The 24,207-nt window shown below is 38.0% G+C and carries 24 protein-coding genes; 14 read left to right on the top strand and 10 right to left on the bottom strand.

Annotated features, from left to right (window positions below; translation table 11 throughout):
- Window positions 1–196: 196 nt before the first annotated feature.
- From ACSVH6_RS10275 to ACSVH6_RS10255, 5 genes are all read left to right on the top strand, one after another.
- Window positions 197–1,489 (top strand): ATP-binding protein, encoded by a 1,293-nt coding sequence (locus tag ACSVH6_RS10275; protein ID WP_438078151.1) that lies wholly within the window; start codon window positions 197–199, stop codon window positions 1,487–1,489.
- On the top strand, window positions 1,486–1,899 hold the full coding sequence (locus ACSVH6_RS10270) for a response regulator (RefSeq protein WP_438078149.1): 414 nt from the start codon (window positions 1,486–1,488) through the stop codon (window positions 1,897–1,899). The genes ACSVH6_RS10275 and ACSVH6_RS10270 overlap by 4 nt, the downstream gene beginning before the upstream one ends.
- Before the next feature lie 44 nt (window positions 1,900–1,943).
- Window positions 1,944–2,519 carry a Crp/Fnr family transcriptional regulator gene (locus ACSVH6_RS10265; RefSeq protein WP_438078147.1) on the top strand — a complete coding sequence of 192 codons (576 nt, stop codon included), beginning with the start codon at window positions 1,944–1,946 and terminating at the stop codon, window positions 2,517–2,519.
- Window positions 2,520–2,649: 130 nt separating this feature from the next.
- A complete protein-coding gene (locus tag ACSVH6_RS10260) occupies window positions 2,650–3,084 on the top strand; it encodes a carboxymuconolactone decarboxylase family protein (RefSeq protein WP_438078145.1) in 435 nt (144 codons plus the stop codon).
- 91 nt (window positions 3,085–3,175) lie between these two features.
- Complete coding sequence (locus ACSVH6_RS10255; protein WP_438078143.1) at window positions 3,176–6,094, top strand: insulinase family protein; 2,919 nt, start codon at window positions 3,176–3,178, stop codon at window positions 6,092–6,094.
- Window positions 6,095–6,167: 73 nt separating this feature from the next.
- Here the strand turns inward: ACSVH6_RS10255 and ACSVH6_RS10250 are convergent, their stop codons facing one another.
- Together ACSVH6_RS10250 and ACSVH6_RS10245 are read right to left on the bottom strand one after the other, a co-directional pair.
- Window positions 6,168–7,010 (bottom strand): isoaspartyl peptidase/L-asparaginase, encoded by an 843-nt coding sequence (locus ACSVH6_RS10250; RefSeq protein WP_438078141.1) that lies wholly within the window; start codon window positions 7,008–7,010, stop codon window positions 6,168–6,170.
- Between the two features lie 5 nt (window positions 7,011–7,015).
- A complete protein-coding gene (locus ACSVH6_RS10245; protein WP_438078139.1) occupies window positions 7,016–7,888 on the bottom strand; it encodes a cyanophycinase in 873 nt (290 codons plus the stop codon).
- Between the two features lie 115 nt (window positions 7,889–8,003).
- Between ACSVH6_RS10245 and rluF the strand changes: the two genes are divergently transcribed.
- The 6 genes from rluF to ACSVH6_RS10215 are packed head-to-tail and all read left to right on the top strand — an operon-like array spanning window position 8,004 to window position 13,264.
- Window positions 8,004–8,831 carry a 23S rRNA pseudouridine(2604) synthase RluF gene (gene rluF, locus ACSVH6_RS10240; protein ID WP_438078363.1) on the top strand — a complete coding sequence of 276 codons (828 nt, stop codon included), beginning with the start codon at window positions 8,004–8,006 and terminating at the stop codon, window positions 8,829–8,831.
- A 13-nt stretch (window positions 8,832–8,844) separates the two neighbouring features.
- Complete coding sequence (gene crcB, locus ACSVH6_RS10235) at window positions 8,845–9,216, top strand: fluoride efflux transporter CrcB (RefSeq protein WP_438078136.1); 372 nt, start codon at window positions 8,845–8,847, stop codon at window positions 9,214–9,216.
- 36 nt (window positions 9,217–9,252) lie between these two features.
- A complete protein-coding gene (locus ACSVH6_RS10230) occupies window positions 9,253–10,257 on the top strand; it encodes a DHH family phosphoesterase (RefSeq protein ID WP_438078134.1) in 1,005 nt (334 codons plus the stop codon).
- Window position 10,258: 1 nt separating this feature from the next.
- Window positions 10,259–10,825, top strand: a complete 567-nt coding sequence (gldI, locus tag ACSVH6_RS10225) for a gliding motility-associated peptidyl-prolyl isomerase GldI (protein ID WP_438078132.1) — start codon at window positions 10,259–10,261, stop codon at window positions 10,823–10,825.
- 10 nt (window positions 10,826–10,835) lie between these two features.
- Window positions 10,836–11,984 carry a peptidylprolyl isomerase gene (locus ACSVH6_RS10220; RefSeq protein ID WP_438078130.1) on the top strand — a complete coding sequence of 383 codons (1,149 nt, stop codon included), beginning with the start codon at window positions 10,836–10,838 and terminating at the stop codon, window positions 11,982–11,984.
- Window positions 11,985–12,016: 32 nt separating this feature from the next.
- Entirely contained in the window at window positions 12,017–13,264 is a 1,248-nt protein-coding gene (locus ACSVH6_RS10215) for a peptidylprolyl isomerase (RefSeq protein WP_438078361.1), read from the top strand.
- Between the two features lie 64 nt (window positions 13,265–13,328).
- On the opposite strand, the gene ACSVH6_RS10210 is transcribed toward ACSVH6_RS10215, so the two are convergent.
- The 6 genes from ACSVH6_RS10210 to ACSVH6_RS10185 form a co-directional block, all read right to left on the bottom strand.
- Window positions 13,329–14,780: an APC family permease gene (locus ACSVH6_RS10210; RefSeq protein WP_438078128.1), complete on the bottom strand. Its 1,452-nt coding sequence runs from the start codon at window positions 14,778–14,780 to the stop codon at window positions 13,329–13,331.
- Window positions 14,781–15,128: 348 nt separating this feature from the next.
- Complete coding sequence (gene mazG, locus ACSVH6_RS10205; RefSeq protein WP_438078125.1) at window positions 15,129–15,902, bottom strand: nucleoside triphosphate pyrophosphohydrolase; 774 nt, start codon at window positions 15,900–15,902, stop codon at window positions 15,129–15,131.
- Window positions 15,903–16,012: 110 nt separating this feature from the next.
- Window positions 16,013–16,501 (bottom strand): DUF5606 family protein, encoded by a 489-nt coding sequence (locus ACSVH6_RS10200; protein ID WP_438078123.1) that lies wholly within the window; start codon window positions 16,499–16,501, stop codon window positions 16,013–16,015.
- 57 nt (window positions 16,502–16,558) lie between these two features.
- Window positions 16,559–17,146: a peptide deformylase gene (gene def, locus ACSVH6_RS10195; protein WP_438078121.1), complete on the bottom strand. Its 588-nt coding sequence runs from the start codon at window positions 17,144–17,146 to the stop codon at window positions 16,559–16,561.
- A gap of 64 nt (window positions 17,147–17,210) precedes the next feature.
- Window positions 17,211–17,627 (bottom strand): Holliday junction resolvase RuvX, encoded by a 417-nt coding sequence (gene ruvX / locus ACSVH6_RS10190; RefSeq protein WP_438078119.1) that lies wholly within the window; start codon window positions 17,625–17,627, stop codon window positions 17,211–17,213.
- A 6-nt stretch (window positions 17,628–17,633) separates the two neighbouring features.
- Entirely contained in the window at window positions 17,634–18,533 is a 900-nt protein-coding gene (locus ACSVH6_RS10185; protein ID WP_438078117.1) for a copper resistance protein NlpE N-terminal domain-containing protein, read from the bottom strand.
- Between the two features lie 190 nt (window positions 18,534–18,723).
- Between ACSVH6_RS10185 and ACSVH6_RS10180 the strand changes: the two genes are divergently transcribed.
- The gene (locus ACSVH6_RS10180; RefSeq protein ID WP_438078115.1) at window positions 18,724–19,539 is read left to right on the top strand and encodes a 2,3,4,5-tetrahydropyridine-2,6-dicarboxylate N-succinyltransferase; all 816 of its coding nucleotides are present in this window, start codon (window positions 18,724–18,726) and stop codon (window positions 19,537–19,539) included.
- Window positions 19,540–19,560: 21 nt separating this feature from the next.
- On the top strand, window positions 19,561–21,432 hold the full coding sequence (locus ACSVH6_RS10175; protein ID WP_438078113.1) for an LTA synthase family protein: 1,872 nt from the start codon (window positions 19,561–19,563) through the stop codon (window positions 21,430–21,432).
- Here the strand turns inward: ACSVH6_RS10175 and ACSVH6_RS10170 are convergent, their stop codons facing one another.
- A complete protein-coding gene (locus ACSVH6_RS10170; RefSeq protein ID WP_438078111.1) occupies window positions 21,433–22,182 on the bottom strand; it encodes a glycosyltransferase family 2 protein in 750 nt (249 codons plus the stop codon). It abuts the gene before it with no gap.
- 115 nt (window positions 22,183–22,297) lie between these two features.
- On the opposite strand from ACSVH6_RS10170, the gene ACSVH6_RS10165 reads away from it, so the two are divergent.
- On the top strand, window positions 22,298–23,377 hold the full coding sequence (locus tag ACSVH6_RS10165) for a glycosyltransferase family 9 protein (protein WP_438078109.1): 1,080 nt from the start codon (window positions 22,298–22,300) through the stop codon (window positions 23,375–23,377).
- On the opposite strand, the gene ACSVH6_RS10160 is transcribed toward ACSVH6_RS10165, so the two are convergent.
- The gene (locus tag ACSVH6_RS10160) at window positions 23,374–24,186 is read right to left on the bottom strand and encodes a glycosyltransferase family 2 protein (protein WP_438078107.1); all 813 of its coding nucleotides are present in this window, start codon (window positions 24,184–24,186) and stop codon (window positions 23,374–23,376) included. The genes ACSVH6_RS10165 and ACSVH6_RS10160 overlap by 4 nt on opposite strands.
- Window positions 24,187–24,207 lie beyond the last annotated feature (21 nt).

The raw sequence follows: 24,207 nt of genomic DNA, 5'->3' as shown, positions 1-24,207 counted from the left end.
CCTGATTTAACTTACTTATAGATAGAAAATCCCAGTTTAACGACTGGGATTTTTTATTCGTCTAATTTAAATTAACACCTGCCTGTTGAAATATAAAACTGATTAAAGTTGGATTTATATTACATTTTGTTTAGCTTTGAATAGCAGAGTGCCACCTAAGACATTCTTCCGTACATTTACAATGTTTCCTTAAAGAATGAGAAATACGATTAGTTTACCCCAAATCAATTATCAGGCTATTTTCAACAATGTCCCCGGGCTTTATCTTGTTCTGCAACCCGATTACACTATCGTAGAGGTAAGTGCAGCTTATGCTGAAGCAACTCTGGTGAAGCGAGAAAATGTTATTGGCCGTAATTTATTTGATGTTTTTCCTGATAATCCGGGAGACAAAACAGCGGACGGGGTTGCCAATCTGAGAAACTCTTTGGACTTTGTTGTACGAAACAAAGAATCGCACACCATGCCGGTTCAAAAGTATGACATCCGAAAACCCAATGGTAAATTTGAAGAACGCTTTTGGAGTCCGCTGAACAAGCCCGTTTTTGATGCCGAAAACAATATTCAGTATATCATTCATCGCGCCGTAGACGTAACTGACTTTGTGAATCTGGAAAAAGATAAAGCGCAAAAAGAAATACTCTCCAATCAATTGGAATCAAGGGTAAAAGAAATGAATATCGAAATCATCAAACGTTCTAAAGAAATAGAACAATTGAATAAGGAACTTGATTTAAAAGTAATAGAACGCACAAAACACCTGAACGAAGCCAATAAAACCATTCAAAAAAACATCATTACCCTTACCACTCAAAAAAAACAACTGGAAGATTTTTGTAATATCATTTCACACAACCTTCGGGCTCCCCTTTTGAACATTTCCATGCTAATTGAAATGTTATCTGACAACACCAACAATTTAGAGAAAGAAGTTTTATTAGAAAAACTGAATTCAACGACTAAAAATCTGAGCGCTATTTTTAATGAGTTGGTAGAATCTCTGCAAATCTATCAGGATCATGAAATTCCTTCCGAAAAACTAGACCTGGAGACCTATGTACTAAAAACCACTGAAACTCTTCAAGCTGAAATAGACAAATCAGAAGCCGTCATTGAAACGCAATTCGATGCTGCTCCGTTTGTTTGTTTTCCTGTGGCTTACCTTAAGAGCATCTTGCACAATTTGATTAGTAATTCACTGAAGTATCAATCTCCTGACAGAAAGCCTCACATTAAAATTGCTTCTGAAAACCATGGGGATTCCATAGTTCTTTCGATTACTGATAACGGATTAGGCATCGATTTGGAAAAACATCTGGAGAATATGTTTAAAATTAGAAAAGTTTTTCACAATCACCCTGACGCAAAAGGATTTGGCTTATACTTGACAAAATCTCAAGTGGAAGCCATGGGAGGTAAAATTTGGGTTGAAAGCACCCCAAATGAAGGAACAACCTTTTATGTAGAATTAATCAAACAAGCAATATGACAGCCCCAAACAACATTATGCTCATTGATGATGATGAAATTTTCACTTTCATTATAAAGAAAATCATTGACGAAACAAAACTATCCGGACAAATCAACATTTTCAATAACGGTCAGGCCGCTATTGATTTTCTGAAAGAGGCTGCCGAGAAAACCAGTCTACTGCCGGAAATAATTTTTTTGGATTTATCGATGCCGGTACTTGACGGATGGGGATTCTTAGATGAATACATACACCTGAAGTCTAAATTCGCAAAAAAAATGACCCTGTATATCATCTCCACTTCGGTTTCTCCGATGGATTTTGAAAAGGCCAAAAACTACAGTGATGTCACCGATTTTATTGTAAAACCGATGGCCAAAGAGCGGTTTATTGAAATCATCAAAGAATTATCAAAAGCAGAAAGCTAGTCTGTCTAAATGTTGTATTTAGTTGGTTTTTCTAATTTAGTATCATGGAGGCGTTACTGGAACACATAGCTAAATCAATTTCATTAGACGCTACCGAAAGCGACTTCATATTATCTTGTTTCAAACCAATCCAAGTTAAAAAGAAAACTATTTTACTGGAAGAAGGACAAATATGCAATACCCAATATTTTATTGTGAAAGGATGTCTGCGTCTTTATATTATTAACGATAAAGGCGCTGAACAAACCCTGCAATTTGGTATCGAAAACTGGTGGATTACTGACCATATGAGCCTGCAAACACAAAACCCGACCCACTTTTACATCCAAGCGGTAGAGCATTCCGAAGTTTTAGCTATCGACCAAAAAACTTTCGATGATTTGTTACGCAAACTACCTAAAATGGAGCGCTATTTTCGATTGATGTTGCAAAAATCCTATGCCGCTTCGCAAATGCGCATCAAATACCTTTATACGCAATCGGCTGAGGAGCGTTATCGTCATTTTAACCATTTGCAACCTGAATTCGTTCAGCGGGTTACTCAATACATGTTGGCTTCCTATCTCGATTTTAGTGCCGAATTTATGAGTAAAATAAGAGCCGGACTCGAACGAAAGTGACAGGCGAAGCAAAAGTGTAAGTTGATTTCTTGAAGTAGTTCAAGTTTTTGGAATAACAAAGAACGGAACTTTGTATCACCCAAGGCTGAGAGGCCAAACGGAACGAAGTTTAACTTTAAAAGAAATCAAAATGAACACAAGAGTAAACATTTTAGAGACACAACCGGAAGCGTATAAAGCCATGATGGGATTAGAAAAATACCTTGCTTCTACTCCATTGGATCCTATTCACAAAGAACTTATCAAAATCAGGGCCTCCCAAATTAACGGTTGTGCATTTTGCATCGACATGCATACAAAAGATGCGAGGAAACTCGGTTTAGCAGAACAACGTATTTACCTTTTAAATGCTTGGCGTGAAGCCGATTTTTATACTGATGAGGAAAAAGCAATCTTAGCTCTAACTGAAGAAGTAACATTGATAAACCAGCATGTTTCTGATGCCACCTATCAAAATGCCGTCCGATTCTTTGATGAAAAATATTTAGCCGAAATTATCATGATGATTGTCACTATCAATGCCTGGAACCGCATAGCCATTACAACCGGAATGCGAGCTTCATAATTTAAAAAATCCCAGCCAAGTGGTTGGGATTTTTTTATAAAGCTAAATAAAAGAAAAAGTTTATTCTTATTTTTGGATAAACTATTAACTTATGAAAAAAACACTGCTGCTTTGTTGTGCGTTGCTGTCTATGACATTACTCACAGCACAAAACTACTCGACCGAAAAAATAAAAGATGCTAACGGCTACACCTACGAAGCGGTAAAAAACGACAAGACCGGAACCCGTATTTATACTTTAAAAAACGGACTGAAAGTATATTTGGCTCAAAATACTGACGAACCCCGAATTCAAACTTATATTCCCGTAAGAACCGGCTCTAACAATGATCCGGCTGACAATACCGGTTTAGCACACTATCTGGAACATATGGTTTTTAAAGGAACCAGCAAAATCGGAACCCAAAATTGGGTCAAAGAAAAAGAGTTGATTCAGCAAATTTCCGATTTATACGAAAAGCACAAAGCCGAAACCGACCCTGAAAAAAAGAAGGCCATTTACAAGCAAATTGACTCCGTTTCACAGGAAGCTTCAAAATATTCGGTTGCCAATGAATACGACAAACTTATTTCATCGTTAGGAGCCAAAGGTACTAATGCACATACCAATCTAAACGAAACCGTTTACAAAAACAACATTCCTTCCAATGAATTGGAAAAATGGCTGATGATTGAAAAGGAGCGCTTTTCAGAATTAGTTCTTCGCCTTTTCCATACTGAATTGGAAGCTGTTTACGAAGAATTTAATCGTTCTCAGGATAATGACGGCCGATTGGTAAATTACGAATTGATGAATGCTTTGTTTCCGCTGACTCCAAACGGGACACAAACCACCATCGGAAGGCCGGAACATTTGAAAAATCCCTCTATGGTTGCCATTCACAACTATTTCAACACCTACTATGTTCCTAACAATATGGCTGTTGTTTTAGTTGGTGATTTGGATTTTGACAAAACAATAAAATTGGTAGACCAGTATTTCGGTTCTTTTCAATACAAAGAATTACCAATGAAAAAGAAATTGACTGAAGAACCAATGACTTCAATAGTTACCCGAGAAGTGAAAAGCCCAACTGCCGAACGATTGACCATTGCCTGGAGAACTTCGGGACCGGGAAGTAAAGAAGCCTTATTGGCTGATATGACCTCCGAAATTCTCTCTAATGCCGGTGATGTGGGGCTAATTGATCTTAACATTAATCAAAAACAATTGGCTCTGAGTGCTCAGGGTTTTTCAACTACAATTAATGATTACGGTTATTTCGGATTAAGCTTGTCTACTAAAGAAGGACAGACATTAGAGCAAGGAAGAGATTTATTATTTACCCAAATAGATAAAATCAAAAAAGGAGAGTTTGACGAATGGATGTTGCAGGCGATTGTCAACAACCGAAAACTGGATTTGATGAAAACCTACGAATCCGGCGACGGCTTGGCGACAACATTCTATCGAAACTTCATTGAAGGCAGAACCTGGCAGGAAACCCTTTCAGAAGTTGATGAGTTGTCCAAAATCACTAAGGCGGACGTCATTAAATTTGCCAATGACTTTTTCAAAGATAATTATGTGATTGTTTATAAAAGAAAAGGTGTAAACGATAAATTGGTTCGGGTTTCCAATCCGGGAATTACACCTGTACAACTTAATCGTGAAGCACAATCGGAGTTTTATAAAAACTTTGCCGCATTAAAATCAAGTGATTTACAGCCTGTTTTTGTAGATTTCAAAAAAGAGATTCAAACCAAAAAAGTTCAGAACACCACCGTAAGTTTTGTTAAAAACATTACAAATTCAATTGCACGTCTAAGCTACGTGATCAAAATAGGCACTGATCATAACAAAAAATTATCATTGGCCACAGACCTTTTAGAGTTTTTGGGAACAGATAAAATGAGTGCGGAAGACATCAAAAAAGAATTCTATAAGATTGGTATTTCCTACAGTGCTAACATCGGAAACGATATGAGTATCATCACTCTTTCTGGTTTGGAAAACAACCTTCCCAAAGGAGTGGAACTGTTGGAAAATTTTATAAAAAATGTAAAACCGGATCAGGAAGTATACAATGTTCAGGTAGCAAGCATTTTGAATAACAGAGCCAATGCCAAAAAACGCAAAGAAAGCATCATCAATGCCTTGGTTAACTACGCTAAATACGGGAAAGATTCCCGTTTCAGAGACATACTTTCGGAAAAAGAACTAAAAGAGATGAATGTGGCGGAACTCACCGGTATCGTTAAAGGGATAACCGATTATGAACATGAGATTTTCTTTTACGGCAGTGACTTAAACAGCATTCTAAAGGCGTTGGAAAAGTATCACAATCTGAAAGCCAACAAACCAATACCGGCAGCCAAAATCTATAATGAACCGGTTACCTCCAATAAAGTCTATTTTGCCAATTACGACATGGTTCAGGCCGAATTAACTCGTATCGCGAGAGGAGAAAAATACAATCCAAAAGTAGCCGGAACTGTATCGGTATTTAACAGCTATTTCGGTTCAGGATTGTCTTCGATTGTTTTTCAGGAAATCAGAGAATCCAAGTCATTGGCTTATTCAGCTCGTGCCACCTATACTATGGCTTCAGATAAAAATTTAGATGATTATATGTCGGTTAATATCGGTACACAAGCCAATAAATTACCGCAAGCCGTAGATGCTATCTCAGTATTATTGAATGAAATGCCTCGAATTGATAAGCAATTTAATAATGCCAAAAATTCGAGCCTGAAGCAAATTGCCTCAAGCCGAATTATAAAATCGAATATCTATTTCAATCAGTTGAATCTAAAAAAATTAGGTTTTGATTACGATATCCGTAAAGACATTTACAATGACATTCAAAATCTTACGTTAGAAGCCACGAACGATTTCTTCAACAAAGAAGTAAAAACCAAACAATACAACACCGCCATCATCGGGAAAAAAGAGAGTTTGGACTTTGAAGCGCTGAAAAAACTTGGCTCTATTGAAGAAGTAACCTTGGAAGAAATTTTCAATTACTAACTGAGTTTCCTTTAACTGAAAAATCCCAATCTTGCGATTGGGATTTTTTTATGTATATGGATGATTATTTTTTTTAGGTAAAAACTTCCTCCTTCTCACCATCAAAGCTGGCAAACACCATACTCGGATGAGAATCCTGATGAAAAATATGTCCGTACTTATCTATAGCAATAGCTCCGGCAAACCCGTCAAAAGGTTTGAGTTCATTAAATGTTTTCTCAAAGGCCTGCGCCAAGGTAAATCCGTCAGTAACCCGGGTGACAATTTTAGCTGCTACTGCGCCGCTCACAATATCTTCCCCAACACCGGTTAAACTCACCCCGCAAAATTCATTGGCATAATTTCCGGCTACCGTAGCTGAATCCGATATTCTTCCCGGAATTTCAAAACCCTTTCCACCGGTAGAAGTCGCCGCTGCAATTTTCCCTTGGGCATCAATCGCTACACAACCTACAGTTCCTGTTCCGCTGGCTGCCAGTTTAGCTTCATACTCTGCTCTGCGTTGTGGAATTTCGGTGGAAAATTTTTCAAAACCGTGTTGACGGGCAAAATTTGTGGCTCCGCTTCCTCCCAATACTTTATCATCATAATCCAATAAAACTTGAGCAACCTGAATTGGGTTCTTTACTTCTTCTATATTAATTACACCACTCATTTTCAACTTCGAACCGTCCATCAGTGAAGCACTCATTCTGATTTTGCCGTCGCTTTGAATTTGAGAACCAATTCCGGCATTGAACAACGGATCATCTTCCAGAAGTGATACGGCAAAAACCACCGTTTCCAAGGCAGAATGAGTTTGCAAATAAAGATGTGCTTCCTTAGCAATACGCAGTAAGGCTTGCTGTTTGGCCATTTTGGTCTCCTGACTGGTGGATGATTCCGAAAAAAAACCTCCATGAATGATGACTTTCATACAGTTTAAACGTATTGTGACGACTTAATAGTCATTTTAAAAGTATCTAAATCGAAGGTATCACTTTTACTCATGACATGAGTAACCAAATGATTGATGGAAATAGGTTGTCCTAATTCTACTTGAGTCAAATTAGTATCTTTGATTTCTCTTCCGTCTACTAAAATAACCAAGCCCGAACCCAAAGCTTCCATTTGACGGCCATTGGTAATCAACAAACCGGTATCTTCCCCCAGTCCGATTCCCAACACCTTAGGATTTCCAACAACGGCTTGAAACAGTCTCCCTATTCTGCCTCGTTGCACAAAATGGGTATCAATAATAACATCGTCAATAAGTCCTAATCCGGAAGTAATCTTAACTTCTCCCTTGAGCAAAGCTTCCTGACTGCTCCCTTGATAAATCATGTTATTGGAAGCGGCTGCCGCTCCGGCAGAAGTACCGGCATAAACGAAATCCTCATTTCGGTATTTGTTTATCAAAATATCATCAAAAGGAGTTCCTCCTAAAATTGAAGTCAACCGCAACTGATCTCCTCCAGTAAACATTACCACATCAGCATTTCTCAAACGATTTAAAACTTCCTCATCAGAAGCCTGTTCTCTACGCTCAATGTGAAGTACATCTACATTGTTAGCCCCTAAATAATTAAACGCTTTTACGTACTCAGGACCAATTTCTCTGGGAATTTTAGAAGCCGTGGTAATCACTTCTATCCTGGAAAGTTCTTTGTTTTTAGATTCTTTGATGATACGTTTTAAAATCCCCTCCTCAAAGAAATTTAAATTTTGTGGAGCATTCTTGTCCAAATCTGTTTCAGTGAAACTGCCTTTATCAACAGCACCGCCAATTATAATAAGTTTTCCTTGTAAATTCATGCGGGTAAAAGTAACAAAAACTTAAAACTTACCTAACTTTTTTAACTCTTTTTGCCACCAACTTTTAAACATCTTGTCAAGAAAATCGATTCGCAAATTGTACTATATTTGCGGTATGGAAAGCAATCAGACCCGTATCAATAAATTCCTTTCGGAATCAGGATTTTGTTCTCGTAGAGAAGCAGACAAATTACTGGAAGAAGGCCGAATCACTATTAACGGTGTCATCCCTGAGATGGGTACTAAAGTTTCTGCGGATGATGAAGTGCGTGTAGACGGAAAACTGGTCAGAGAAAAAACCGAAAAACCAATTTATCTGGCCTTTTACAAACCCGTTGGAATTGAATGCACCACCAATCAAAATGTGCGCGATAACATCGTGGATTATATCAATTATCCGAAGCGTATTTTCCCTATTGGACGATTGGATAAAGCCAGTGAAGGATTGATTTTCATGACCAATGACGGCGATATCGTCAACAAAATACTGCGTGCCCGTAACAATCATGAAAAAGAATACATTGTAACGGTTAACCGACCAATTACCGATCGATTTATCGAAAGAATGAGCAATGGTATTCCCATTTTAGATACCATAACCCGCAAATGCAAAGTGGAACAAATCAGCAAATATGTCTTTCGAATTATTCTGACTCAGGGATTAAACCGACAAATTAGAAGAATGTGTGAATATTTAGGCTATGAAGTCACTGCCCTGAAAAGAATTCGGATTATTAACATTTCACTCGATGTACACGTGGGTCGTTATCGAAATTTAACCGATGACGAAATTCAGCAACTAAACAAACTGATTGAACCTTCAAGCAAAACGGAGGAAGCAAGTTTGCCTAAAGCAACCAAAGCTGAATTTGGGGTTTCTAAAAAAGCAGTCACCAAGTTCCAAAACCCAGCTCACCGAGGCCGAAAAAAACCTAATTCCTAATCTCAATTTGACTATGCTGAAAACGATTTTATACATTGCATTAGGAGGGGCTATCGGGAGCGTTTTACGATTTTTAACTACAATTATAGTTTCAAAATTTTGGTCCAATCATTTTCCGATGGCCACGTTCATAGCAAACGTTGCCGGTTGTTTTTTGATTGGATTGTTTATCGGACTATTAGAAAAAAATCAGTTAGCCGACAGCAATTTGAAATGGTTTTTGATTACCGGGTTCTGCGGAGGTTATACGACTTTCTCTACTTTTAGCATGGAAAATTTCTCTCTCATGCAAAACAATCAGATGCTACTGGCTTTCGGATATATGGCAATTAGCTTACTTCTCGGACTTTTTGCGGTTTGGCTCGGACTTTTTATTGCCAAATAAACGCCTATATCTGAAAAAAATGTAACTTCGCAACCAATGAAAAAAGAAGCTGTTATTGCCATAAAAGAGTTATTGGCAACACCCAAAAAGATTGCGATAGTTCCTCACAGAAGTCCTGATGGCGACGCCATGGGCTCCACTTTGGCACTATATCATTTTTTGTTAAAAGAAAACCATACACCGGTAGTTATATCCCCTAATGATTTTCCTAATTTCTTGGCCTGGTTGCCGGGCGCAGAAAATGTTTTGATTTATGAAAATGACAAAGAACATTGCAGTGCAAAATTGCAGGAAGCAGAATTGGTTTTCCTGCTAGACTTTAATGCATTGCATCGAACCGGTGAGATGGAACAGGTACTTAACAAACTTAATGCCCCGATGGTCATGATTGATCATCATCAAAAACCGGACGGCTTTGCTACCTACACTTATTCTGACACTGCTTTTGGTTCAACTTGTGAAATGCTCTATAATTTTATTTCTTTTTTAGACAAAACCGCATTAATTGACAAAACAATTGCCAGCTGCATTTACACCGGAATTGTAACTGACTCCGGTTCATTTCGCTTTCCATCTACCACGGGGACTACCCATCGAGTTGTAGCGGATTTGATTGACAAAGGGATTAATAACAGTGAAATTCACAATTTGCTATTTGACAACAATTCTTATAACCGACTGCAATTATTGGGGCGGGCGTTACAGAGCATGAAAGTATTGCCCGAATACAAAACGTCGTATATTGTGCTTTCACAGAAAGACCTGGATGAATTTCATTATGAAAAGGGAGATACCGAAGGAATAGTTAATTATGGACTGACCATCAAAGGCATTCATTTTGCTGCTATTTTTATCGAACATCGTGAAGAAAATATCATCAAAATTTCGTTCCGCTCTCAAGGAACCTTTGATGTGAATCAATTTGCCCGGGATCATTTTAACGGGGGTGGCCACATTAATGCTGCAGGAGGAAAATCATATGACAACATGAAAGATACGCTTAAAAAATTTGAAAATCTAATTTCGAAAATATCCATTTAAAATGAAAAACAGTATAATCTTTATGCTACTGTCAGTACTGTTCGTAACTCTAATCAGTTGCAAACAGCAACAAGCCAGAATGCCAATTTCACGTTCTTCCGGAACGTTTATGAAGGAATCAGTGGCCCGAAACAAAAAATTGATTGCAGGGGAAGAAGGAAAAATCGATTCGATTATAAAGAGTAATCCAAAGATACAGTACATTGCTTCCAAAAAAGGGTACTGGTATCATTATGATGTCAAAAATGACAAAGATACCTTACGACCAAAAAAAGGAGACATTGCCGAATTTGAATATGAAATTAAAGATTTTAAAGGTAATGTCGTTTACTCTGCAGTAGAATTGCGCCCGCAAACCTACAAGGTAGATAAGCAAAACATCATGATGGGCTTACGAGACGGAATTAAGCTGATGCGCAAAAATGAAACTATTACGTTTCTTTTCCCCTCACATATGGCCTATGGCTATCATGGTGACAACAAACGGATTGGCACAAATCAACCGTTGATTTGTACCGTAACCCTCAACGATTTTAAACCCGAAACTGTAGTAAAACCAGAGAATTAATCCTGTTATAATGAATAAAAAGATTGCACTTTTTTTTGCCTTAGTGGCTTTCGCTTTAACTTCCTGTAAAGACGAACACAAAAACCTGAAAGATGGTTTGTACGCCGAAATTGAAACTCCGAAAGGGAATATACTATTAGAATTAAAATACCAACAAGCTCCTGTTACCGTAGCGAATTTTGTGACTCTGGCCGAAGGCAAGAACCCTTTTGTTATGGAAGACTTAAAAGGAAAACCTTTTTATGACGGAATTGTTTTTCACCGTGTAGAGAAAGGTTTTGTCATTCAAGGAGGCGATCCTCTGGGAAATGGTTCCGGAGATCCCGGTTATACTTTTGCCGATGAATTTACCGAATTAAAACATAACCGTCCCGGAACATTGTCAATGGCCAATTCGGGACCAAATACAAACGGTTCTCAATTCTTTATTACATTTGAAGCCACCCCTAATCTCGACGGAAGACATGCGGTATTTGGTTATGTAGTTGAAGGCATGGATGTTGTCAACTCCATTGAAGTCAATGATCCTATGACCAAAGTGACCATCATTCGAAAAGGAGAAGCGGTTAAGAAGTTTGACGCTGTGAAAATTTTTACAGATGCTTTCAAAACCAATCAGGAAAAAATAAAACTTCAGGCTGGTCTTGAAGCTGAAAATAATAAAAAATTACAAGAACTTGAAGCAAAAAAAGCAGAGGAATACAAAGCCAAATACGGAAACGTTATCGCTGCTAAATTAAAATATTTCAACTCATTAAAAGCCACTGCTACCAAATCGACTACAGGTTTAGCCTATAAAACAATCCGGAAATCGACAGGTGAAAAACCCAAAGACGGTACCACTTTTTTCATTAATTATGCCGGATTTTTAGAAGACGGTACACTTTTTGACACCAGTGACATCGCAGTAGCCAAGCAATTTGGTACATTTGACACTCAAAGAGCCATGCAGAACGGATACACCTTACTACCTTTCAAAGTAGGCGGATACAATCAGTTAATTCCGGGATTTGTGGAGGCTATCGGAAAAATGAAAGTGGGTGATAAAGCAGTACTTTTCATTCCAGCAGCTTTAGGTTACGGAGAACAAGGGGCCGGCGGAGTAATTCCTCCCAATGCAAATTTGATTTTTGAAGTAGAAATAAGAGATAAAAAATAATTACTAACAATTAAAAACTATAAATCATGAAGATAAAATTTAGTATGCTTCTTTTGCTTTGCTTAGGAATCATGGGAGTTTCAGCTCAAACTAAGAAAACGGTAGCGAAACCAGCTGCGAAGGCAGCTGTTAAAACTCCAAAGACTGCAGCCAACATCAAGCCTGTTGCTGCTGACCAGGGTATCTTTGCCGAGTTTGATACCGACAAAGGGACTATATTGGTACAATTAGAATACCAAAAAACACCTATCACGGTAGCTAACTTTGTGTCCTTAGCCGAAGGAACCAACGCTTCTGTAACAGATCCGAATTTGAAGGGCAAACCTTTTTACAACGGATTGAAATTTCACAGAGTGATTGCAGATTTTATGATTCAAGGTGGTGATCCTGCCGGAAATGGTTCAGGTGGACCTGGCTATGCTTTTAAAGATGAATTTACAGATGCTCAGTTCAACAGAGCCGGTATATTGGCTATGGCCAATTCAGGACCGAAAACCAACGGCTCTCAATTCTTCATCACCCATAAAGATACTCCTTGGTTAACCGGGAAACACACTATTTTTGGTTATGTCGTAAAAGGTCAGGACGTGGTAAATGCCATCAAACAAGACGACATTATCAAGAAAATTACAATTACTCGTAAAGGAGAAGCTGCAAAGAAATTTGATGCCGCTAAAATATTTGCTGATTATATGGCCAGCAAATCAGAAGAAGACAAAAAAGATGCTGCTGCAGAAGCGGAAATGAGAAAAAAACAAATGGAAGACATGGCTGCTAAGGCAGCTCAATACAAAGCACAATATGGTAGTGTTATGTCAGCTAAAGCTGAATATTTAAATACCACTAAAGCCACTGCTACTGAAACAGCCAGCGGATTAAAATACAAAATTCTAAAAACCGGAACAGGAAAAAAACCAACAGAAGGTTCTACTGTATACATCAATTATGCAGGATATTTAGAAGACGGAAGCTTGTTTGACAGTAGCTATGAGGATGTTTGCAAATCGTATGGAAAATACGATGAAAACAGAGGAAAACAAGGAGGTTACCAAGCTTTCCCATTCCAGTATGGTAAAAAAGACGGTTTAATACCAGGCTTTTTGGAAGGGTTAAACCTAATGAACTTAGGAGATAAAGCCTTGTTGTATATCCCTTCAAAATTAGGTTACGGAGAAAGAGGTGCCGGTGGAGTTATTCCTCCTAATGCTAATATTATTTTTGAATTGGAGTTAACTGAAGCACCAGCTGCTCAAGCTCCTGCTGCTATTCCTGCCAAATAAAAACAGTAGAAATCATAAAAAAAGCCTTTAGGAAATCCTAAAGGCTTTTTTATTACGGCTTACTTTACTCTTTTTTATGCATTGCTATATAGTACACCGGTATTCCTAAGGCAACAATCGCTAATCCTAAACCAGTATTTCGAGTATCGTAAATCACCAAGTCAATACAAATTAAACTTGTAATGATAATGTATAAAACAGGGATGATTGGATATCCAAAGGCTCTGTAAGGTCGTTCCGCATCGGGCTCTTTTTTACGAAGAATAAACAAACCTCCTATAGTTAAAATATAAAACAGCAATGAAGCAAAGGTCGCATAGGTTAGTAGGTCCCCGTAACGCCCGGTAAGACAGAGAAAACAAGCCCATATACATTGAAACCAAAGAGCTCTTGAAGGCACATCATAATCGTTAATATCTCCGGCTTTTTTAAAAAACAAACCATCTTTTGCCATGGCATAAAACAATCGCCCTCCTGATAAAATCAGTCCGCTGTTACAGCCGAAAGTGGAAACCATAATCAATCCGGCCATCATAAACACACCCAAATTTCCCATGATTGCACTGGCTGCTGCTGCTCCTACCCTATCCTGACTGGCAAACATAATACCATGTTGAGCTACCCCTACGTCATCGCCAGGAATTCCGTTTAAAGGCAATAAAGCCAGATAGGCAATATTGGCTAAAATATAAATAACGGTTACTATCAGAGTTCCTAGAAACAAACTGCGTGGAATATTTTTTTTGGGGTCTTTAATCTCCCCGGCAATGAAGGTTACATTGTTCCAGGCATCACTCGAAAACAGCGAATTGATAATGGTAGCGCCCATCGCTCCGAGCAAGGCCACCCCCGATAATTTCGTGATGGTCAAGGTTCCGTTAGCTTCCAAAACTGTTTTTTTGGCGTCCCACATATCTTTGAAATTAGCCGCAAAAGTATCTGTGTGGAAGCCAATATAAATCCCCAAAACAATTAAAGCAAAAAGTGCTATCAGTTTGGCCGAGGTAAATACCAACTGAATTATTTTACCGCTTTTGATGCCCTTGGTGTTGATAAATGTTAGCAAAACAATGACCCCCATGGCCAGAACCTGCTTATTGGTAAATGCAAAACTTTCGCCCAGACTGAGTATTTTATTTTCTAGAAAAGGAAAAAAAACAGCCGTATAATTAGAGAAAGCAACCGCCACAGCCGCAATGGTTCCTGTTTGAATAACGGTAAAAACCGTCCATCCGTAAAGGAATGAAATCAATTTTCCGTAGGCTCTCTGGATATAAACATATTGACCTCCGGCATTGGGCATCATTCCGGCCAACTCACCATAACTCAAGGCTGCCGACATGGTTAGTAATCCAGTTACCAACCAAATTACGAGTATCCAGGCGGCCGAACCGACATCTCTGGCCATAGCGGCAGTTACTAAAAAGATTCCGGAACCAATCATGGAACCAGCGACCAGGCTTGTGGCATCAATTAAACCTAACGAGCGGTGAAAATGGTGTTTTTCGTTTGACATATATAGTTTTTTGGTTGGTTTATTTTATAGTTTTTTATCTCTAAAAGAAGACTGTGCTTTGTGTCAAATATAGTCAAATAGCTATTTAATTGCCTCAGAAGGTTGTTTCCTATCCTTATTCGATACGTTTACTATCCTCATAATTACTTCTAATCACCCCGAATTTACTTCTAATCACCTACTATTTACTTTTACTGCTTCGGAAGATACTTCTAACTATCTCGACTATACTTCTACCAACCTAATCGATACTTTTAATAACCTATAAGGTACTTTTATTAACCAAGAGTATACTTTTACTATCACTTTCTATACTTCTAATAACGTTTTTGGGCTTTTTGACAGAGTTTATAGCTTTTTTGCTTCGTTCCAAAAGACGTCCATTTCTGCTAACGTCATATCCATTAAGGGTTTGCCGAGTTCAGTGGCTTTATTTTCAAGGTACATAAAGCGCTTCATAAATTTTTTATTGGTACGTTCCAAAGCATCTTCGGGGTTGACTTTAAGAAATCGGGCATAATTAATCATCGAAAACATAACATCACCAAATTCAGCTTCTATTTTGTCCTGATTGCCGGCATTGACCTCAATTTGCAGTTCTTGTAATTCTTCCTGTACCTTGTCCCAAACCTGGTGGGGTTCTTCCCAATCAAAACCTACTCCTTTTACTTTATCTTGTATCCGACTGGCTTTGACCAAGGCGGGCAAACTTTTGGGAACTCCTTCAAGTACCGATTTTTTGCCCTCTTTAAGTTTGAGCTTTTCCCAATTTTGTTTTACCTCTTCTTCATCAGCGACAACGACATCGCCATAGATGTGCGGATGGCGGTCAATTAATTTATCACAAATACTATTGGCCACATCGGCTATATCGAAATGATGGGTTTCACTCCCTATTTTGGCATAAAAAACAATATGCAGCAACAAGTCGCCTAACTCTTTTTTGATTTCCTGCAAATCATTATCTAAAATAGCATCGCCCAATTCATAGGTTTCTTCAATAGTGAGATGACGCAAACTTTCCAAGGTTTGTTTTTTGTCCCAAGGACATTTTTCGCGCAAATCATCCATGATATCGAGTAAACGATTGAAAGCTTCAAGCTGTTGCTGACGTGTATTCATTTCTTTATTTTTTAGAGGTTGTTTAGGAATGAGCGTATCGTAAAGTAAAAATAAAAAATCCTGTCACGAGATAACCGCGACAGGATTTGTATTTATAAAAAAGTAATTAACTATTTTTTAGATTTGGCCGGAGCTTTTTCGGTTTTGGCTTCTTTTTTCACCTTTTCCACCACTTCTTCTTTTACTGCTTCAGCGTTTTCTACTTTTGGTTCTTCTTTAGAAACCATTCCTTTAGCTTGTAAAATATTATACCAATTCAATAATTTTTTGATATCCGAAGCATACACTCTGTCTTCATCATAATCGGGTAAAATTTCTTTGAAATAGGCAATCAATTTGGTATTATCATCTTTAGGAGAAACCGAAGTTGGTCCTTCATTCTCTCTTATTGCAATGGTTCTCATAATTTCAACCAAGGGTTTCTCTTCGCTATAGGTATACATTGAGATTTCAGACAACAAGCTCACATTACTGCGCATTCCAACGGTAATTTTTTTTCCGTCTAATAAGGATTCCGCCAAAAAACCTGAGCGGGTTTGTAATTTTAATTCAAATAAACCCGGTTTACCGGCAATGGCTAAAATTTTTTCTACGTTCATTTCTTAATTTAGTTAATGGGACAAATATATTTAAATGTTGGGTTGATAATTGTTAAATTATCTTCCTTTTTTATTGGCAAATTTCATTCGGTAATCCGGAAAAGATTTACCGTCCATGATGTTTTGTAATTTCTTTTTGATGAGTGTTCTTTTGAGCATCGAAATTTTGTCGGTAAACAATATTCCTTCAATGTGATCATATTCATGCTGAATTACACGTGCAATCAGCCCGTCAAAGACTTCTGTCTTTTTATTAAAATCTTCATCACAATATTCAATTGTGATTCTTTCACGGCGGTAGACATCTTCACGCACATCAGGAATACTTAAGCAACCTTCGTTGAAACCCCATTCTTCACCTTCTTCTTTGAGCATTTTAGCGTTGATAAAGGTTCTTTTGAATCCTTTTAACTGAGCTTGTTCATCTTTGGATAAATCCTCACTGTCGCTGAACGGTTCAGTATCAATGACAAACAATCGAATGGCCAAACCTACCTGAGGGGCAGCCAAACCCACGCCATATGCGTTATACATAGTGTCATACATATTGGCAATAACCTCTTTTAAATTAGGATATTCGGGAGTAATTTCCTCTCCGACTTTTCGCAACACCGGCTCACCATATCCGTAAATAGGAATAATCATTTTGTTATTTTTTTATTTCATACAATTCGACCTTTCGGTCTCTCGGGTGGCAAAAATAAGGAAATTAAATCATTTTTCGTGTCAGATAATCTTGAAGTAAGATAGTAGCGGCAATTTCGTCGACCAAGCCTTTGTTCTGACGTTGCTTCTTTTTGAGTCCACTGTCAATCATGGTTTGAAAAGCCATCTTTGATGTAAACCGCTCATCCACCCGATCCAGTTTCATTTCAGGAAAGGCAATTTTAAAATCAGCTACAAATTTTTCGATTACCGGTGTACTTTCGGAAGGTTGACCGTTCATCTGTCTAGGCTCACCAATCAAGACTTTGATTACATTTTCTTTAGCAAAATAATCTTTCAAAAAAGCAATTGCTGTTTCCGAAGGAATGGTCGTAAGTCCCGAGGCTATAATCTGTAATTCATCGGTCACGGCAATTCCGGTGCGTTTTATTCCGTAATCTATAGCAAGAATTCTTGGCATTGGTTTTTAATTTGCAGCTTCAAATTTAGCTAAAGTTTGCTTTTCTTCGTTCTTTAATTGGAGAACATTTTCCTGAATCACATAATAGGCAACACTACCGCTGCCTAACATTTTGGAAAAAGCTCTCTCCAAATCCATGTGGTCACAAATCATCATGGTAGCTATCGTGTTAGAAAAAGAAACCGTAGCAGATGTTTTCATAAAATAATTCCCCGAAAAAGTATTGCATCCCATGTATGCGCTAAACTTACCGTCTTTGGAATTAAGTTTAAGGATGAACTTTTTGCTGCCTTTTTGTTTGATGTGTTTACCGTATAACTCAATCAGTCGCCATTGCGTTTCGGCTAAGGTGAATTTTCCAACAGCCGGATTAACTTTTTTAATGATGGTTTGCGCTTCCATTTTATTATTCAGATTGACTATAGGCTTAGCAATTTCTGGACTTTTAGCAGTTTCTATTAAATCTGCCTGCTTGGTAAGTATGTAGTTACGGGCTAAATTACCGGTAATTTTTTTTCCTTCCATATCGAGTTGGGTGAGCGTGTTTTTACCCACTGCATATTGATTAGGAGCATTTTCAATATTCTCAAAAGTGACCACACTGCCCTCTTTGTTCCAGATGAAAGTACCGTGTTGTTCAAAGATCTTGTCCCCTTTACCCAAATACCTTGATTGAATCGCATAGGTAGCATTTTCATTTAAACTGATAACCATTTCCAAACCTTCACAATCAGCGCAAGGCAATACTCCTTTGTATATCCCTTCAAATTTGATGGTGTTTTTAGCATTTTTGACGCCTAAAACTGCAACAGAGCCTTTGCTGTTATCCTCCTTTTTGGCTTGTTTTTGACAACTCGTGAACAAAACGAACATTGTCGCTGTAAACAGGATGCATTTTTTTATCATTATATGGGTTTTAGAGAGTAAAGAGTACTCACAAACTTACTTATTCTACAGCTTAAACAAAAGGTTTTAACAATTTTTTGAGAATGTAAACCTCCCGAAATAAATGCTTTGTTACTTTCTAAAAATGAAACTATCTTTGCCTTCAATTCGAACCTTAGGCTCGAACTGAACGCAGTTAAATTCAAAAATCATGGTAACACTACAAAACATCATAGAAACAGCTTGGGAAAACCGAGCTTTGTTGCAAGAAGAAATCACAACTAATGCCATTAAAGAGGTTATTGCCTTATTAGATGCCGGAACTTTACGCGTTGCAGAACCAACAGCTCATGGCTGGCAGGTAAACGAATGGGTTAAGAAAGCAGTAGTAATGTATTTCCCTATCCAAAAAATGGAAACCTGGGAAGCCGGAATTTTTGAATACCACGACAAAATGGTATTGAAAAACGGTTATGCCGAAAAAGGAATTCGTGTGGTACCGCCGGCAACAGCCCGTTATGGTGCTTACATTTCTAAAGGTGTGATTTTGATGCCAAGTTACGTCAATATAGGTGCTTATGTAGATGAAGGAACCATGGTAGATACATGGGCAACGGTTGGAAGTTGTGCCCAAATCGGGAAAGACGTACACCTTTCGGGAGGCGTTGGAATTGGTGGTGTTTTAGAACCTTTACAAGCCGCTCCGGTTATTATTGAAGATGGTGCTTTTATTGGCTCACGTTGTATAGTTGTTGAAGGAGTGCGTGTAGAAAAAGAAGCCGTTTTGGGTGCTAATGTATGCTTGACTGCTTCTACAAAAATTATTGATGTTACAGGCCCTGAGCCCAAAGAATACAAAGGATTTGTTCCGGCTCGTTCGGTGGTAATCCCGGGAAGTTATACCAAATCGTTTGCTGCCGGAGATTATCAGGTTCCTTGTGCCCTGATTATCGGAACCCGTAAGCCTTCCACCGATTTAAAAACATCACTCAACAATGCGTTGAGAGAATACGACGTAGCGGTTTAATTTCAATTGTAAAATCTGTCTATGCACAATCACCGTCTATTGCTGAAATTACTGGTTCGCCGAATATTTATTGTATTTGTCGTTTATCAAATCAGCAGGGTTTTATTTCTGCTTTTCAATCGTGCTAACTTTAGCAATTTAGATGTCAAAACATTTCTTGGCGGTGCTTTGTTTGATTTGTCGGCCATAGGTTTTATCAATTTACTGTTCATTCTTTTACATTTATTTCCGGGGAATTTTAAATACCGAAACGGCTATCAAAAAGGCCTGAAGATTGGCTTTTTTGTGGCCAACCTCATCTTTATCGCTACCAATTTTGTGGATTTGGAATACTACAAATTCACCGGAAGACGCAGTTCTTTTGGTTTGATTACTGCCAAAGGAATGGAACACGAAATCGGTGGCTTGATTATTTCCTTTCTTCAGGAATTTTGGTACATTCTATTAGGATTCATCCTATTGGCCATTTTACTTTGGCGAGTTTTATCAAAACCAAACTTTATTTTGCCAATTGAAAAACTAACAGTAAAAGTTATTTTTAAACAAATTGGGATTCTGATTCTATCCCTTGGTGTTGGCTTGCTGATGGCTCGAGGCGGTTGGGGAGAAAAACCGTTGCGCATCGTTGATGCCATCAATTATTCGTCGTTGGGGAATTCGGCTTTGGTATTGAATACGCCTTTCAGCATCATGAAAACGGCAGGTAAAAAAGAAACCTTAGTCGACCCTAAATTTTACTCGGAAACGGAATTGAATCAAATCTTCAATCCGGTTTTTGTTTCAAATCCATCTGAAAATCCGATTAAGAAAAACGTCGTGATTTTTATTCTGGAAAGTTTCGGCGATGAGAATTTGCACAGAGGCTTTACGCCTTTTGTTGACTCACTGGCCACACAATCCTGTTATTTTAAAAATGGTTTTGCCAACGGAAAAGTGTCCATTGATGCGGTGCCTTCTACCCTTTCAAGCATCCCAAGTTTAATGAATACACCGGTAATTTCTTCGGGCTATTCGTTGAATAAAGTATACAGCTTGCCGAAAATCATGAAGAAACAAGGGTACAACACTTCGTTTTTCCACGGAGCTTTTAACGGAAGTCAGAACTTTGACCAATACTGTAAAGTAGCCGGATTTGATCATTATTTTGGCAAAAATGAATACACAGGTCCTGAAGCTTTTGACGGCAGTTGGGGTATTTTTGATGAAGAATTCATGCAGTTTTTCAATAAAAAATTGACAAGCTTCGAGCAGCCTTTCTTCAGTACGCTTTTCACTATTTCCTCTCACAATCCGTATAAAGTACCTGATAAATACAAAGGAAGATTCATCAAAGGCAATCGAAAAATTCAGGAAAGCATTGGATATACCGATTATTCGTTGCGACAATTTTTCAAGGCTGCGGCAAAAGAACCTTGGTATAACAATACTCTATTTATTATTGTTGCCGACCATACGAGTTCGGAACCAACAGAAAAAAAATACACCACCAATGTGGGGAAATTCAGAATTCCGATTTTGTTTTTTGACCCTTCTAATCCAAACTTAAAAGGAGTACAAGAGAAAAACTTTCAGCAGATTGATGTGTTGCCAAGCATCTTAGATTACCTCCACATCAATGATAAAGTGGTGAGTTACGGCAAGCCGTTTACATCTGATAAAAATTATGTGGTTTATTACTTAGACAATATTTACCATCTGATTCAAGATGATTATTATTTGGCGTTTGACGGACAAAAAGCAATTGGATTATACAACTTCAAAACTGATGAACTGCTCAAAAACAATTTATTAGACAAAGATAAAAAGCGTGCTGCCGAGATGAGCCAGTTTATCAAAGCCTATATGCAGTCCTTCAACGAAAGAATGATTTCGGATAAGTTGACGGTGCAATAATTACTTATTGGCTTTCTGAATTTTAATCAGTTTGGCATATTTCATATACGAAAAGAAGGCTTGTATCATCGAAATGCTCAACCCATCAATGCCGTTTAAAAAGCCTTTTTTGAAGAAATAGCACCGAACAAAAGCTACCGTTCCATTGAGAATCGGTTTGAAGGCATTGACCCGCTTGCCCTGATTGTAAAGTTGCTGGGCATGCCAGCCTGAATATTGATTTTTCTTGGTAATAATCTGTTCCAAAGAATCCCAACCATAGTGAAGAATGTGAACGGGAACTTTCTTTTCGTTTTGTGCAATAATTTTTTGATGTACTATCGATGGTGAAGGACCAGCTGTTTTTTTGTTGAAGAATCTAACTTTATGATCAGGATACCAACCGGCAAAATCAATCAGTTTGTCGGCCAAAAAGTTTTTGATTCGGAAACTGAACGCATCATAATTTCCAATCAAATATTTTTCTTTTAAGATAAATTCTTCCGCATCTTCGTCCAGAAATTCATCTGCATCCAAATTCAAAATCCAATCGTTTTTACAAAAAGGCAAACCATGTGTGCGTTGCGGGCCATCGCCTAAAAAAGCCTGAGAAATAACCGTAGCCCCTTTTGCTGTAGCAATTTCAACCGTTTTATCTTTACTTAAAGAATCCACGACAATCACTTCGTCACACACTCTGAAAAGTGCATCGATGCATTTGCCGATATTTTTTTCTTCATTAAAGGTGATAACCAAACCGCTGATTGCCATAGTACGTTGCATTTTGTTGGAAGCAAAAATATAACTTTTGGAACTAATTTCCGCACAACGCTTAGGGCTTCTTCAAATACTTTGTATTTTAGCCCAATCAATTTGGTCATAGTTTATGAAAATACTTGTCATTCAGCAAAAAAGAATCGGAGACGTGCTCACCAGCACCATTATATCTAACAATCTGAAAAAGTTTTACCCTGATGCCACGGTTGATTACATGTGTTATCCTAACTGTGTGGATGTGTTGAAAGAAAACCCTAATATTGATAACATTATTGTTTTGACCAATGAGGTTCGGAAATCATATCCCAAATTATTCAAGTTCATTTTTCAAATCAGAAGCCAAAAATACGATGTGGTAGTGGATGCTTACAGCAAATTGGAAACCAATTTAATCACTTTGTTTTCGGGAGCCAAATACAAAATCTCATACGATAAAGGCTATTCCAAAATCTTCTATAATTATAACATGAAGCGCATTCCGAATGGTACCAAATCGGAATTAGGCTTGGCAATTGACAATCGTTTGTTGTTACTTAAACCATTAATCAAAGACCCCATTACCGACTATAAACCCAAGATTTTCCTAACAGCAACCGAAATTCAGGAAGCCAGAGATTTACTGGGTAAATTCGGAATTACTGCAGGCAAAAGACCTTTACTCATGTTTGGGATTTTAGGCAGCGAATGGTACAAAACCTATCCACTGGAAAACATGGCCAAGATTATTGATTTTGCTGTTGAAAAATTGGATGCCGATATTTTATTCAACTACATTCCATCACAAACGGAAGAGGCACAGAAAGTATATGATTATTGCACTGAAAAAGCCAAACAGAATATTCACTTCGATTTATATGCCAAAGGATTGCGTCCGTTTTTAGGATTGCTTTCGCAATGCGATATGTTGATTGGCAATGAAGGCGGTTCGGTTAATATGGCCAAAGCTCTGAACGTGCCCACCTTCTCGTTATTCTCACCGTCAGTTGACAAAGAAACCTGGCAGATTTTTGAAAATGAAAAAGGCAATGTATCTATTCATTTAAAAGATTTGAAGCCCGAAATCTACGAACAACATGATGAGAAGTACATCAAAGAGCACACCTTTAAGTATTTTGACGAGTATCCGTTGGAGTTAATTTTAGAAAAATTGGACGCCTATTTTAAAGACTTGGGGTTTCCGAAAAACTAAAGAGAAGAAATCCCGTTTTCAATTTGAATGACTTTGTGCTTACGGTTATAGGTTCGTATCGCATTGTTTTTCTCCCAAATTTCCGGACTCGAATACCCACGAGCGTGGTCTAAATGCAAACAAATAGCACTGTATCGAATCTGCTTTGAAAACAATCCCAGGTTAAATAATCGTTCGCCCAATTCCCTGTCGAGGCCGCCATATTTCATATCGTGATTGAAACCGTTTACTGCCAGAATATCACTTTTAAATCCGGAGGAATTGTGTCCGTTCCAGGAACGTTTGGTGGGCGTAACCCAATTCATAAAATCGGCAAAAAGTTTGGTATGCGTGAGTTTGGTGATTTTAAAATTCATCTTCAATCCTTGCCTTCTCAACCATGAAATGCGGAAACAGTTTTGAGAAATAATATCCTCATCAGTAATAGCCTGAGAAATCGTCATCGGCAACTTAAAGTAACCTCCCGAAAGGAAATAGCCTTCTTCTTTGTATTTCAAATGCACTGCCACAAAATCTTTTCTCGGGATACAATCGCCATCGGTAAACAATAAATAATCGGAATTGGTTTTTAAGATGGCTTTATTGAGGATTTTTGATTTCTGAAATCCGTCGTCTTCGTGCCACACGTGAACTATAGGATGTTTAAATTGAGAAGAGAACGCATCCAGCACTTCTTTGGTCTTGGGAGTAGAACCGTCGTCGGCAATAACCAATTCAAAGTCGGTTTCAGTTTGAACGCTAAAGCCAACAAGAACTTTTCGCAACCAATCTTCGGCATTGTAAGTGGTAATGATAACGGAAACTTTCATCCAACGGTTTAAGAAGTGAAA

The sequence above is a fragment of the Flavobacterium sp. XGLA_31 genome (assembly GCF_051547105.1).
Taxonomy (GTDB): domain Bacteria; phylum Bacteroidota; class Bacteroidia; order Flavobacteriales; family Flavobacteriaceae; genus Flavobacterium.
Note: the sequence above shows the minus strand (reverse complement) of the source record. Positions and strands in the feature narration are given on the sequence as shown.

Coding starts and splice junctions, on each gene's coding strand:
- ACSVH6_RS10275 (WP_438078151.1), top strand. CDS start 197: ATGAGAAATACGATTAGTTTACCCCAAATCAATTATCAGGCTATTTTC.
- ACSVH6_RS10270 (WP_438078149.1), top strand. CDS start 1,486: ATGACAGCCCCAAACAACATTATGCTCATTGATGATGATGAAATTTTC.
- ACSVH6_RS10265 (WP_438078147.1), top strand. CDS start 1,944: ATGGAGGCGTTACTGGAACACATAGCTAAATCAATTTCATTAGACGCT.
- ACSVH6_RS10260 (WP_438078145.1), top strand. CDS start 2,650: ATGAACACAAGAGTAAACATTTTAGAGACACAACCGGAAGCGTATAAA.
- ACSVH6_RS10255 (WP_438078143.1), top strand. CDS start 3,176: ATGAAAAAAACACTGCTGCTTTGTTGTGCGTTGCTGTCTATGACATTA.
- ACSVH6_RS10250 (WP_438078141.1), bottom strand. CDS start 7,010: ATGAAAGTCATCATTCATGGAGGTTTTTTTTCGGAATCATCCACCAGT.
- ACSVH6_RS10245 (WP_438078139.1), bottom strand. CDS start 7,888: ATGAATTTACAAGGAAAACTTATTATAATTGGCGGTGCTGTTGATAAA.
- rluF (WP_438078363.1), top strand. CDS start 8,004: ATGGAAAGCAATCAGACCCGTATCAATAAATTCCTTTCGGAATCAGGA.
- crcB (WP_438078136.1), top strand. CDS start 8,845: ATGCTGAAAACGATTTTATACATTGCATTAGGAGGGGCTATCGGGAGC.
- ACSVH6_RS10230 (WP_438078134.1), top strand. CDS start 9,253: ATGAAAAAAGAAGCTGTTATTGCCATAAAAGAGTTATTGGCAACACCC.
- gldI (WP_438078132.1), top strand. CDS start 10,259: ATGAAAAACAGTATAATCTTTATGCTACTGTCAGTACTGTTCGTAACT.
- ACSVH6_RS10220 (WP_438078130.1), top strand. CDS start 10,836: ATGAATAAAAAGATTGCACTTTTTTTTGCCTTAGTGGCTTTCGCTTTA.
- ACSVH6_RS10210 (WP_438078128.1), bottom strand. CDS start 14,780: ATGTCAAACGAAAAACACCATTTTCACCGCTCGTTAGGTTTAATTGAT.
- mazG (WP_438078125.1), bottom strand. CDS start 15,902: ATGAATACACGTCAGCAACAGCTTGAAGCTTTCAATCGTTTACTCGAT.
- ACSVH6_RS10200 (WP_438078123.1), bottom strand. CDS start 16,501: ATGAACGTAGAAAAAATTTTAGCCATTGCCGGTAAACCGGGTTTATTT.
- def (WP_438078121.1), bottom strand. CDS start 17,146: ATGATTATTCCTATTTACGGATATGGTGAGCCGGTGTTGCGAAAAGTC.
- ruvX (WP_438078119.1), bottom strand. CDS start 17,627: ATGCCAAGAATTCTTGCTATAGATTACGGAATAAAACGCACCGGAATT.
- ACSVH6_RS10185 (WP_438078117.1), bottom strand. CDS start 18,533: ATGATAAAAAAATGCATCCTGTTTACAGCGACAATGTTCGTTTTGTTC.
- ACSVH6_RS10180 (WP_438078115.1), top strand. CDS start 18,724: ATGGTAACACTACAAAACATCATAGAAACAGCTTGGGAAAACCGAGCT.
- ACSVH6_RS10175 (WP_438078113.1), top strand. CDS start 19,561: ATGCACAATCACCGTCTATTGCTGAAATTACTGGTTCGCCGAATATTT.
- ACSVH6_RS10170 (WP_438078111.1), bottom strand. CDS start 22,182: ATGGCAATCAGCGGTTTGGTTATCACCTTTAATGAAGAAAAAAATATC.
- ACSVH6_RS10165 (WP_438078109.1), top strand. CDS start 22,298: ATGAAAATACTTGTCATTCAGCAAAAAAGAATCGGAGACGTGCTCACC.
- ACSVH6_RS10160 (WP_438078107.1), bottom strand. CDS start 24,186: ATGAAAGTTTCCGTTATCATTACCACTTACAATGCCGAAGATTGGTTG.